This window comes from Flavobacterium sp. WG21 (assembly GCF_000335775.1).
Classification (GTDB): domain Bacteria; phylum Bacteroidota; class Bacteroidia; order Flavobacteriales; family Flavobacteriaceae; genus Flavobacterium; species Flavobacterium tructae.
Genome location: NZ_AMYW01000025.1, coordinates 1 through 11,900, shown reverse-complemented (window position 1 = coordinate 11,900; position 11,900 = coordinate 1). Strand labels below are relative to the sequence as shown.

Annotated in this window: 10 protein-coding genes; 3 read left to right on the top strand and 7 right to left on the bottom strand. The window is 35.2% G+C overall.

The annotated features are described in order from the left end of the window. Window positions 1–119: 119 nt before the first annotated feature. Together C245_RS0116330 and C245_RS0116325 are read right to left on the bottom strand one after the other, a co-directional pair. Complete coding sequence (locus C245_RS0116330; RefSeq protein ID WP_017497681.1) at window positions 120–719, bottom strand: lipoprotein signal peptidase; 600 nt, start codon at window positions 717–719, stop codon at window positions 120–122. A 124-nt stretch (window positions 720–843) separates the two neighbouring features. Then, entirely contained in the window at window positions 844–1,059 is a 216-nt protein-coding gene (locus C245_RS0116325) for a hypothetical protein (RefSeq protein ID WP_017497680.1), read from the bottom strand. Window positions 1,060–1,238: 179 nt separating this feature from the next. Here C245_RS0116325 and C245_RS0116320 point away from each other — a divergent pair, with 179 nt between their 5' ends. Further along, complete coding sequence (locus tag C245_RS0116320) at window positions 1,239–1,595, top strand: roadblock/LC7 domain-containing protein (RefSeq protein ID WP_017497679.1); 357 nt, start codon at window positions 1,239–1,241, stop codon at window positions 1,593–1,595. Between the two features lie 32 nt (window positions 1,596–1,627). After that, window positions 1,628–2,008 (top strand): hypothetical protein, encoded by a 381-nt coding sequence (locus tag C245_RS0116315; RefSeq protein ID WP_017497678.1) that lies wholly within the window; start codon window positions 1,628–1,630, stop codon window positions 2,006–2,008. A gap of 259 nt (window positions 2,009–2,267) precedes the next feature. Here C245_RS0116315 and C245_RS0116310 read toward each other — a convergent pair whose 3' ends face one another. The 5 genes from C245_RS0116310 to gdhA form a co-directional block, all read right to left on the bottom strand. Continuing rightward, on the bottom strand, window positions 2,268–2,648 hold the full coding sequence (locus tag C245_RS0116310) for a TraR/DksA C4-type zinc finger protein (RefSeq protein ID WP_017497677.1): 381 nt from the start codon (window positions 2,646–2,648) through the stop codon (window positions 2,268–2,270). A gap of 6 nt (window positions 2,649–2,654) precedes the next feature. After that, entirely contained in the window at window positions 2,655–6,056 is a 3,402-nt protein-coding gene (gene ileS, locus C245_RS0116305; RefSeq protein ID WP_017497676.1) for an isoleucine--tRNA ligase, read from the bottom strand. 130 nt (window positions 6,057–6,186) lie between these two features. After that, window positions 6,187–6,900 (bottom strand): DNA repair protein RecO, encoded by a 714-nt coding sequence (gene recO / locus C245_RS0116300; RefSeq protein ID WP_017497675.1) that lies wholly within the window; start codon window positions 6,898–6,900, stop codon window positions 6,187–6,189. A gap of 146 nt (window positions 6,901–7,046) precedes the next feature. Continuing rightward, a complete protein-coding gene (locus C245_RS0116295) occupies window positions 7,047–9,329 on the bottom strand; it encodes a T9SS type A sorting domain-containing protein (protein ID WP_017497674.1) in 2,283 nt (760 codons plus the stop codon). Between the two features lie 134 nt (window positions 9,330–9,463). Continuing rightward, a complete protein-coding gene (gene gdhA, locus C245_RS0116290; protein ID WP_017497673.1) occupies window positions 9,464–10,807 on the bottom strand; it encodes an NADP-specific glutamate dehydrogenase in 1,344 nt (447 codons plus the stop codon). 281 nt (window positions 10,808–11,088) lie between these two features. Here gdhA and C245_RS0116285 point away from each other — a divergent pair, with 281 nt between their 5' ends. Beyond that, a complete protein-coding gene (locus C245_RS0116285; protein ID WP_017497672.1) occupies window positions 11,089–11,874 on the top strand; it encodes a hypothetical protein in 786 nt (261 codons plus the stop codon). Window positions 11,875–11,900: the final 26 nt, after the last annotated feature.

The window sequence follows — 11,900 nt, the reverse complement described above, 5'->3', positions numbered from 1 at the left end:
AAAAATAACACATTAATTTTAAACAGGCTCTAAATCCCAATAATGTAAAATTCCAAATTCCAACAGGATGTACTGCCATTGGAATTTGGAATTTGAATATTTTAAATTTTCTATAAAAATTATGCTGTTTTAGGAAATGCTCTTTTATTAAAAACCAGTAATATACCTACTCCTGTAGAAATTGCCACATCGGCAACATTAAAGATTGCATTAAAAAAAGAAACCTCTTCACCTCCCCATAAAGGAAACCAGGCAGGCAAAGTACCTCTCCAGATCGGAAAGTAAAACATGTCTACAACCAAACCATGAAACCATGTTCCATAAGGTTCCGGCGAGAAAAGCGTTGCCAAATTACCATGACTGGCGTCAAAAATAACTCCGTAAAATACTGAATCGATTATATTTCCGGCAGCTCCGGCAAAAATCAAAGCAATGGCAACAATCAAATAATTAGAATAACGTTTTTTAACCGAATCGGCTAACCAATATCCAATTCCGAATACAGCAAAGATTCTGAAAACGGTCAAGATCAATTTACCATATTCTCCGGGAATTTTAGTTCCCCACGCCATTCCTTCATTTTCAATAAAATGAATTCTAAACCAGTCAAAAACTTCCACTTCATCTCCTAGTACAAAGTTTGTTTTTACATAGATTTTTGAAAGCTGATCAACAATTAAAACTAAGAATATAAGCAAATACGCTTTTCGTAATGACATTTTATTAAATTTTGATGCGGCAAAAATAACAATTTAATCAAAAAAAACGCTCCCAATGGAGCGTTAATTGTTTTTGAGGACAAACGAGCAGGTATTACATCAATTCATCACCCATATAGAGAATCTATTTTCTAACATTTGACTGCGCTGACTTTTTAGGAGGATCAGCGAAGAATTCTGAAATCGACTTAAAGAGCCCTTTCCCTTCTTTTCCTGCTGCTGCGTTCTTAGCCTCAGCTTTTTTGACCTGCGTCTTTAACTGAATACGAATCTTTTCAAATTCTTTCATTCTGTGCTCCACATCAGAGCTTACCTCTTTAAATTTCAACACTTTAGCCATTTTACAAGATTTTAATGTTAAATAAATAAAATTATTCATGATTTGGTACTACAATGATACATAATTTAATTTATATTTGTTAATAAAAATTAACACTTGTTTAGATTAAAAGATCATATTTACCCTTTATACGGTATTAAAACGAAAAGAATTTAACAACTTTCTTAAATCCTACAAATATGAATGAAATCACAACTACTCTAAACGATTTTCTGCTTCATACCAAATCTTCCGCAGCATTAATTATCAATGGAAAAGGAAAACTAATCACATCACTTCACTTAGACTATGCAGACAGTATTGCCGCAATGAGTTCTGCCATAGTATCGATGAGCGACAAATTATTATTAGATCTTGAAAAAGGTTCCTTAAAACAACTCTTTTTAAAAACCGCAGAAGGAGTTATTATCGGAAACAAAATAAGCGGCACAAATTTCATTATTACATTTTCAAAAGACGGAAGCAATCTGGGTTTATTATTAAGATCGACCGAGGAAACTGCTGCCGAGTTAAGCAAAAATTCACTGTTAAAATAACATATTTCTATTAACACCAAACCCCGAAAACTATGAGTAATGACTTTTTAAACGTTTTTTTGAATGAAATGAAAACTAACGTAAACGGCTTTATTGCAGTAGCTGTAACAGAAATCGAATCAGGATTAAGCTTTGGAAACCTGACAACAGACCCGGCGTTTGATCCTGAACTTGCAGCAGCTTACAACCTCGAAGTGGTAAAAGCAAAATTAAGTGCTGTAAAAGCTTTAAATTTAAACCAGGAGATCGAAGACATTTTGATTACACTCTCGAATCAAATTCACATCATCGACATTTCTCCCAACAAAAAATTCATGATCTATCTTGCCGCTGACTCTACTAAAGCAAATTTAGGAATGACAAGAGCTGTTTTAAGAAAACACAAATTAGAACTGGAAAAAAATCTGGCTTAATTACAAGCCTTCTTTTTTAATTAGAACTGCCTTCCAAACGGGCAGTTCTAATTATTTTTACTTGTTTTAATCCCAAAAACTATCGCTTAAAAAATTCCTACAAAAAACAAACGCTATTTTTTTACTACATTTAGTCCTTTTGTAATTGAATTCTTTAATTTATTATTCTGTTACTCCTTAAACAAAACCATTTAAACATTAAACAAAAAAAACGCCCCTGGTAAGGAGCGTCTATTTTATGGAGTATTAAAATTGAAAATTATCTCTGCAAGTTTTTAGCTTCGATACTCATTGTAGCATGAGGAACGATTTTAAGCCTTTCTTTGCTGATTAATTTACCTGTTACTTTACAAATACCATAGGTTTTATTTTCAACACGGAACAATGCGTTTTTTAGATCGCGTATAAACTTTTCCTGTCTGATCGCCAACTGTGAGTTTGCTTCTTTAGACATTGTTTCGCTTCCTTCTTCAAATGCTTTAAAAGTTGGAGAAGTATCATCTGTTCCGTTATTCAAATCGTTCATGTAAGCACTCTTTATCAAATCCAGATCAGCTTGTGCTTTTTGTATTTTGCTTTGAATTATTTCTTTGAACTCTGCTAAATCAGCATCAGAGTATCTTGTAATTTCATCTATCATCTTATATTATTTTGAAATTAATATCATTGTTTTAATGTCATCAAATTCAATTTCTGTGCCGTTTTCCAAAGCGTCAACAAAAACCAAATCATCAGTCAATGTCTCAGACTTAATATAGTCTTCATTTTTTAGAATTGCCTCTTCTAAAAGGCCACTTCTTTTTATTTGAACTTTAATTTTATCGGTAACTTCAAATCCTGAATCTTTACGAATATTTTGAATTCTGTTTACCAATTCTCTCGCGATTCCTTCGTTTTTCAATTCTTCTGAAATTGTGATATCAAGTGCAACCGTAATTCCATTTGAATTTGCAACCAGCCAGCCTTCAATATCCTGAGATGTTATTTCGACATCTTCTAAGGATAAAGTTACGGTATTTCCTGCAATTACAATATCCAATGCTCCCTGCTTGTCCAATTGATTGATTTGATCTGCCGAAAAAGACTGTATCTCTTTGGAAATCAACCCCATATCCTTACCGAAACGTGGCCCAAGAGCTTTAAAATTAGGTTTAATCTGTTTCACCAAAATACCTGAATCGTCGTCTAAAAGCACAATTTCTTTAACGTTAACTTCTGCTTTTACAAGTTCAGAAATCGCTTCAATTTCGGTCCTCTGATTCTCGTCAAGTACCGGAATCATTACCTTTTGCAAAGGTTGACGTACTTTAATCATTTCCTTTTTACGCAGTGACAAAACCAAAGACGATATAGTTTGCGCCTTCTGCATTTTGCTTTCTAACGTTTTATTAACAAAGTTTTCGACAAATTTCGGGAACTCTGCCAAGTGAACACTGGCAAATTGCTCTGTTTGCGTCGAACCTGTTAAATCGCGGTATAATTTATCCATGAAAAAAGGAGCGATCGGAGCACTTAACTTACTTATCGTTAATAAACAAGTGTAAAGCGTTTGATAGGCCGCGATTTTATCATGAGCGTATTCTCCTTTCCAGAAACGACGACGACACAAACGAACGTACCAGTTACTTAAGTTTTCCTGAACGAAGTCAGAAATAGCCCTTGCTGCTTTCGTAGGCTCATAATCTTCATAACATTCGTCAACAAATTTTATCAAAGTATGTAATTCCGACATGATCCACTGATCGATTTCCGGTCTTTCATTTAACGGAATTTCAGCTTCTGCATATTTAAACCCATCAATATTGGCATATAACGAGAAGAATGAATATGTATTATACAGGGTTCCGAAGAACTTTCGGCGAACCTCAGCAATTCCTTCAATATCAAACTTTAAGTTATCCCATGGATTTGCGTTAGAGATCATGTACCAACGTGTGGCATCAGGACCGTACTCCTTAATTGTTTCAAAAGGATCTGTTGCATTTCCTAAACGTTTCGACATTTTTTGTCCGTTTTTGTCCAGAACTAAACCATTCGAAACGACATTCTTGTACGCAATTTTATCAAAAACCAAAGTTCCGATTGCATGCAGTGTATAAAACCATCCACGAGTCTGATCGACACCTTCTGCAATGAAATTCGCAGGGAAATCTTTATTCTCATCAATTTTATCTTTATTCTCAAAAGGGTAATGCCATTGTGCATAAGGCATCGCTCCCGAATCAAACCAAACATCAATCAAATCGCTTTCACGTTTCATTGGCTGGCCTGAAGCTGAAACCAAAGTAATTCCGTCGACTACATTTTTATGCAGGTCAACTAAATCATAGTTTGATTCAGACATATTTCCGATTTCAAAACCTTTGAATGGGTTTTCTTTTTGAAAGCCTGCTTCGATAGATTTTTCGATCGCATTATACAATTCTTCAACAGAACCAATAAGAACTTCTTCTTTTTTGTCTTCTGTTCTCCAAATTGGCAACGGAATTCCCCAATATCTAGAACGAGATAAGTTCCAGTCGTTAGCATTTTTCAGCCAGTTTCCAAAACGTCCTTCACCAGTAGACTTAGGTTTCCAATTGATAGTTTCGTTCAGGTCGAACATTCTATCTTTGACATCGGTTACTTTAATAAACCATGAGTCTAGCGGATAATATAATAACGGCTCATCAGTTCTCCAACTGTGTGGATAACTATGTACGTATTTTTCAACCTTAAAGGCTTTATTTTCTTCTTTTAATCGAATAGCAATTTCAACATCTACAGAACGCTCTGGCGCCTGACCTGCATCATAATATTCGTTTTTCACATATTTCCCTGCCAAATCACCTACATGAGAAGTGAATTTCCCTTGTAAATCCACTAAAGGAACTGCTGTACCATTTTCGTCTAAAACCAACATTGGCGGTACTTCCGGTTTTGCTTCTTTTGCTACTTTAGCATCATCAGCTCCAAAAGTAGGTGCCGTATGCACTACTCCTGTTCCGTCTTCTGTGGTCACAAAATCTCCTGTAATTACTCTGAACGCATTTTCAGGATTCTGATAAGGCAATACGTATGGCAATAATTGCTCATAACGAATTTCTGCTAAATCGGCTCCTTTTGCTTCTGCTACAATTTTATACGGAAGCTGCTTGTCGCCGCTTTTCACTTTATCAAAATCAGCATCGTCTTCGCTGGCAAAAAATCCTTTTCCGAATTGTTTTCCAACTAAGTTTTTAGCCAAAACAACATTAATTGGCTCAAAAGTATACTGATTGAACGTTTTTACTAAAACATAATCGATTTTTGGTCCAACTGTCAAAGCGGTATTCGATGGTAATGTCCATGGAGTAGTCGTCCAGGCCAGAATGTGAATATCTCCAAAACCTTTCAAAAATGCAGGTAATGTTTCCGGTAACGTTTTAAATTGTGCTACGATTGTAGTATCTGTAACATCACGATACGCTCCAGGCTGATTTACTTCGTGAGAAGACAATCCTGTTCCTGCTTTAGGTGAGTAAGGCTGAATGGTGTATCCTTTATACAACAAACCTTTGTCGTAGATTTGCTTCAAAAGCCACCAAACCGATTCCATATATTTTGGCTTATAGGTCACATACGGATCTTCCATATCTACCCAATATCCCATTTTTTCGGTCAAATCATTCCATACATCAGTATAACGCATTACGGTTTTTTTACACGCTTCGTTATATTCTTCAATAGAAATAGTTTTACCAATATCTTCTTTTGTAATTCCAAGTTCTTTTTCGGTACCTAATTCTACAGGCAATCCGTGAGTATCCCAACCGGCTTTTCTTTTTACCTGAAAACCTTTTTGAGTTTTGTAACGACAGAAAATATCTTTAATTGCGCGAGCCATCACGTGGTGAATTCCCGGCAATCCGTTTGCTGAAGGCGGACCTTCAAAAAACACATAAGGCTCAGCACCTTCACGGGTACTTACACTCTTTTCAAATATATTTTCTTTCTTCCAAAAATCAAGTACTTCTGACGCTACTGTTGGCAAGTCAAGTCCTTTGTATTCAGTAAATTTTGTGCTCATTTTATACTTTTCTTAAACGAGGTGCGAAAGTAAGGAATTTTGAGGAATATAGATAAAAGATGTTTAAAAAAAGCGTCCGGATAGAAAATTTCTAATAGATCTCGTAAAAAAGATTGCCGATTTTAAAAAATTAAGAAAAAATCTCCTTTAAAACCTCTAAAGATTTTGGTTTTTTGAATCCTTCCAAATGAAAACTGTAATAATCAATAAGGATTTTCAGTAAAATTTGCCTTTCAGCTACGTGAAAAACCTTCTGATCGTTTTCGAATTTAAGATCAATTAATTTCTTAAAAAGATTTGTTTCATGCTCTGTCAAAGTATTCGCCCCATGAAACAAAGTAAAAACGCCGTCAATCATTTCAAAATAAGAAAATTCGACTTCTGAAACATCAGGATAAAAACCAAAATACTTTGTAGCTTCCAAAAGCAGAATCAAATGAAAATTCGAAATTTCATCATGGTGATCCAGCCAACTCAATGCTGTCTCTAAAAACACAAAAAAGGCTTCATTTTTTTCTTCTTCCTGAATGGAATAATGAAGCATTTCAGACAAAAACATAACCATTGTACTTTTTACAAGATCGGTATGAATGCTTTGAAAAGGTACTGCTATTTTTATCTCTTTAAAAGTCTCTAAAGTTCCTTTATTCTTATGCATCGCCTCAATCTCAAGAACGGACAATGGCTGAAAATAAGCAATTTTCTGACTTGCTTTCCGACTCGAAAAGGCATCACGTACAAAATAAGATTTCAGTCCGTGTGAAAGTGTAAAGCACTTTACGATCAGACTTTTCTCCTGAAATTTTAACGATGAGATTACTATTGCTTTGGTTTTGACTAGCAAGATTAGATTTTTAGATTATTAGATTTCTTAGATGTTAGACTTCTTAGATTATTGGATTTTTAGACTAGTGGACTGCTTAGATGTTAATTCTTTCTAATGATCCAACAATCTAAAAATCCAATTAGCTAATTATCTCAATTAGCTAATTACCTAATTATCATCACCTTTTTTACTTTAGTTTCACTTCCATCTTCGGCTGAGATAAAAACCATATAGACGCCGGAAGCAACTTTATACTTTCCGAAAGCAGTCGTGTCCCATTCGATTGTTCCGCCTGATGAAGTAGTTTCGTAAACTAAATTACCTTCGATGTCTGTAATTTTAATATTGGCTTTATCAATAAGTCCGGCAACTTTTACGGTTCCGGCATAATTAGGACGCACGGGATTTGGATAAACGTAAACATTATTCAAATCTTCGTTTGCTCCTGTTGCAATTCCTTTAAACGAAATCATTCCTTTATTTGTCGCAATAAAGACTTCACCGGTAACACTATTAATTTTGACATCGTTTATGACATTACTTGGCAAAGGTGAATTGTTTATTGTAAAATGATATTTTGTTTCCTGACCGTTTGGCGATACCATGAAAATCCCGGAATCAATTGTACCAATCCATTTATTATTTGCTCCGTCTACTGCAATCGATGTGATAAACTGCTCATAAAGCAGCTCCTGAGCCAAATTGTCTTCCATAATTATAATTGGATTCGCTTTTAGCTGGCTTTCGGTCTGGAATCCTCCAACATTGGATAAAACTCTCAGTCCTTTTGTGGTACCAATCCAAAGTTGATTTTTTGTATCAAGCGCCACAGCTCTCACATCTTCGATTGGTAAATTCCCTAAATCAGCACCGGAAGTAATCTTTTTAAAAGTATTGTTACTTTCGTTAAAAGCAATTACTCCGTCATTACTTGTTGCGATCCATTTGGTATTGTTTCTATCGATCACTATCCCGGCATAATTGGTTGTTTCAGCATCTTTAAGAATTGCACTTGTCGCATAACTTTGCCATTTTCCATCGGTTTTCAAAACTTTTAATCCGTTCTTAATCCTACTGTTAGTGACCCACAAATTCCCCGTTTTATCAAACACAGTTCCATTAATACGAACATCAATATAGTTGGGCCCTGCGAACGAAATCGACTCTAATCCGCTATTTTTTTCATTGTACAATAAGACCGGGATATCGTTTTCTATTTTCAACAACCCGGAGAAGAAGGAACTTACAAAAACCTGTTTTTCATTACTGGGGTTCGTAATTACCCTTGTCATTGATTTTGCTCCAAAAACCCCTGAGTAAGGAATGTTTAGCCAACCAGAAGCACTATACTTACTCACTCCATAGCTATCTAGCTCATACGGATTGTAAAAAGTATCATAATCCCCATACACTGCCCAAAGCGCATTAGGACTTACATCTAAAGAAAAAATATTATTTCGAACTGGTCCTGATGGTGTATTCTCCTGAAAAGCGGAAGTTCCTGAAAGTGTCGATGAAAACAATCCCTTTTCTTTTGTCCCTATATATATTTGATCTCCAACAACACTAGAACAGGTAAAATTCAGCGTATTATCCAAGACCTGTGTATTGGTAATCTGACGCATCAATACCATTTGATTGTTATACACATAAACAACATCCGGCGTCGTGATTATTAGATTATGATTTACAGTACGCATATCGACTGAAGGTTTTGGAAGCTGTAAAAAACCAATAAATGAATTGGAGTTGTATCGGTGTATAAATCCTGCCGAACTTATCGCAATCAGCTCTGAATCCAACGATTCAATACTGCTCCAGTCACCGCCGTTTACCAGACTCCATTGGTTAAAATCAATAAGATTAGCATTTGTACTGTTGGCTTTTTTAATTCCGTTTGAAGTCGCAGCATAAAAGAATCCATTAAAATAAGCCGTTTGTCTTACTCTAACTTCGGCACCATTATCTCCAATAAAATAAGTATCTCCAAATTTCAGACTAGTTAAATTGAACTGTACAATTCCGAAATCGCACGAAACATAAACCACTCCCTTATATTCCATAAAATGGTTAATTCTTTTCAGGTTGGACGGTAATTGTTTATTTATAATATCAATAACCTTTAATATACTGCCATCGGTTTCATTTACCACAATCATTAGTCCGTTTTCGTATCCAATTATGGTTTTCTTAAATTCTTCACTATGGTATGAAGCAGAAATGGTCTGCCCGGAAAGTCCATCGACCGTTGTAGTCATTTTAACTGTGTTCAGAGCTGTATTTTTAGAGAAAAGAGCATTCTCTGAAGCTACAAAAACAGTTGTTGAAGATTGCGAGATATCTTTTATTTCGTTAAACGAAAAATACCCCTGCCAGGACAATTTATTCTGAGAGAAACAAAATTGTACTACCAACAAAAGCAAAACATACAAAAACTTTCTTTTCATTATTTTATAAATTCAGATAGACAAATATACTACAAACGAAAGTATTTGATTTTTGTTCTCCTGCAAATAAAAAATGCCTCCGATTTGTCTTTAAAAAAGACAAATGGAGGCACTAAAAAACTATAACTAAAAAATTATACTACACCCTGAGCAAGCATAGCATCGGCAACTTTAACAAATCCTGCAATGTTAGCTCCTTTTACGTAGTCAACATAACCTGATTTATCCGAACCGTATTTTACACATGAAGCATGAATTGCTAACATGATTCCTTTTAATCTTTCGTCAACTTCTTCAGAAGACCAGCTTAAACGCAATGAGTTTTGCGACATTTCAAGACCTGAAGTTGCAACACCACCAGCATTAGAAGCTTTTCCCGGAGCGAATAAAATTTTAGCATCAAGGAAAGCAGTAACTGCCTCTGGTGTAGATGGCATATTTGCTCCTTCTGCAACAGCAATACAGCCGTTAGCCACTAAAACCTTAGCTTCATCACCATTCAATTCGTTTTGAGTTGCACATGGTAATGCTACATCACATTTAACTTCCCATGGACGTTTTCCTTCTACATATTTCGCATTTGGATATTTCGCCACATACTCACTAATTCTTCCTCTAAGCTCATTTTTCAGCTCCATTACGAAAGCTAATTTTTCAGCATCGATTCCGTCTGCATCATAAATATATCCTGCAGAATCTGACAATGTAACTACTTTTGCTCCTAATTGAGTTGCTTTTTCAGTTGCGTACTGTGCTACGTTTCCAGAACCTGAAACAGCAACAATTTTCCCTTTAAAGTCATCTCCTTTAGTTGCCAACATACTTTGAGCAAAATAAACTGCTCCATAACCTGTAGCCTCAGGACGAATTAACGATCCTCCGAAAGAAATTCCTTTCCCGGTTAAAACTCCGGTGAATTCATTTCTTAATCTTTTGTATTGACCAAACATATATCCTACTTCTCTACCACCTACTCCGATATCTCCGGCAGGAACGTCAGTATCAGCTCCGATATGTTTTGAAAGTTCCGTCATAAAACTTTGACAGAATTTCATGATTTCATTATCTGATTTTCCTTTTGGATCAAAATCAGATCCTCCTTTACCACCACCCATTGGCAATGTTGTTAAACTATTTTTGAAAGTCTGCTCGAAAGCCAAAAACTTCAAAATACTTAAGTTAACAGAAGGATGAAAACGCAAACCACCTTTGTAAGGTCCGATTGCTGAGTTCATCTGGATACGATATCCTTTATTAACCTGGATTTCTCCTTTGTCATTTAACCAGTTCACTCTAAACAAGATAACACGTTCAGGCTCTACCATACGCTCTAAAAGCATTTTGTTCTGGTATTTTTTATTTTCTTCAATAAAAGGAATTACCGTTTCGGCAACTTCTAAAACTGCTTGTAAAAACTCTGATTCATTCGGGTTTTTTTGACTAACCGAATCCATAAAAGCGGTAATACTTTGTGACATGATTATTAGATTATTAACATTTAAGAAAACGTTTTCGTTATTTACGACAAAGGTAATCGAAAATGACATTTATTGAATATTTTTTTACGATTCTCTTAAACTTTTATTCATTATCCACTAAATCAAGAAAAAAGACATTTTAGGTTTTGCTTTTTAAAGTAAATTACTACCGATATATCTAATATTTTAATATTTTTAATAAATATTCATCAATACAGCTCTTTATACTTCTTAGTTCCTCCTCTTTTTATATATTTGCCGGGATTTGAAAGCCCAAACCTATGCTCAAACCTATAATACTCACGTTATTTGCCTTTCTGGGCATCTCAACAGTATCAACCGCACAATCAAGACTGGCTCACGAAGTTGGTTTAATATTCGGCCCTGTAACTTTTCAGTCTGATTTTGGAGAAAGAAACGACCTGGACACTAATCTTGGAAATACAGGATTTGGAGTTGGATTGGTTCACTTTATCAATTTTTCCACCAACAGTAACAGAGAACGATTCTTTTCGGAACATTTCAAAGTGAGAACAGAACTTTCATTCAATAGTACCAAACTGAATCATTTCGGAAAATGGATCGAGAAAAAACCTGAAACACTAGGCGTTAGACAACTTAAAGCCATGCAAGGAAAATCGACTGTAATAAGTCTTGGATCCCAACTGGAGTTTTCTCCCCTGAAAATACATTATTATGAAAATTCTGTAGGTGCTTTCAGTCCTTATGTCAGTTTAGGTTTCTTAGTAAGTTATTATACTACAGAAGTTAGTTCGAGTCTTGGGAAGTTGGGAAGTCCCGAAGCTACATTTCCTAAGTACCAGACTCCTTCAGATGGTCGACAATATGGCTTTTCGAGTGAAAATGGTATTGTTTTGTCGGGTACTGCCGGAATAGGTGTTCATTATAAATTAAATGAAATGAGCGATTTAATGCTTGAAGGTCGTTTTCAGGCTTTTAGCTCCGACTGGGTAGACGGTCTAAATCCGAATAAGAAAATTTACAAAGAAAACAAATCAAACGACGCTCAGATTTGGTTTAATATAGGATATATTCAATACTTATAGTTTTATAAATCCCAAATAAAAAATCC

Coding starts and splice junctions, on each gene's coding strand:
- C245_RS0116330 (WP_017497681.1), bottom strand. CDS start 719: ATGTCATTACGAAAAGCGTATTTGCTTATATTCTTAGTTTTAATTGTT.
- C245_RS0116325 (WP_017497680.1), bottom strand. CDS start 1,059: ATGGCTAAAGTGTTGAAATTTAAAGAGGTAAGCTCTGATGTGGAGCAC.
- C245_RS0116320 (WP_017497679.1), top strand. CDS start 1,239: ATGAATGAAATCACAACTACTCTAAACGATTTTCTGCTTCATACCAAA.
- C245_RS0116315 (WP_017497678.1), top strand. CDS start 1,628: ATGAGTAATGACTTTTTAAACGTTTTTTTGAATGAAATGAAAACTAAC.
- C245_RS0116310 (WP_017497677.1), bottom strand. CDS start 2,648: ATGATAGATGAAATTACAAGATACTCTGATGCTGATTTAGCAGAGTTC.
- ileS (WP_017497676.1), bottom strand. CDS start 6,056: ATGAGCACAAAATTTACTGAATACAAAGGACTTGACTTGCCAACAGTA.
- C245_RS0116295 (WP_017497674.1), bottom strand. CDS start 9,329: ATGAAAAGAAAGTTTTTGTATGTTTTGCTTTTGTTGGTAGTACAATTT.
- gdhA (WP_017497673.1), bottom strand. CDS start 10,807: ATGTCACAAAGTATTACCGCTTTTATGGATTCGGTTAGTCAAAAAAAC.
- C245_RS0116285 (WP_017497672.1), top strand. CDS start 11,089: ATGCTCAAACCTATAATACTCACGTTATTTGCCTTTCTGGGCATCTCA.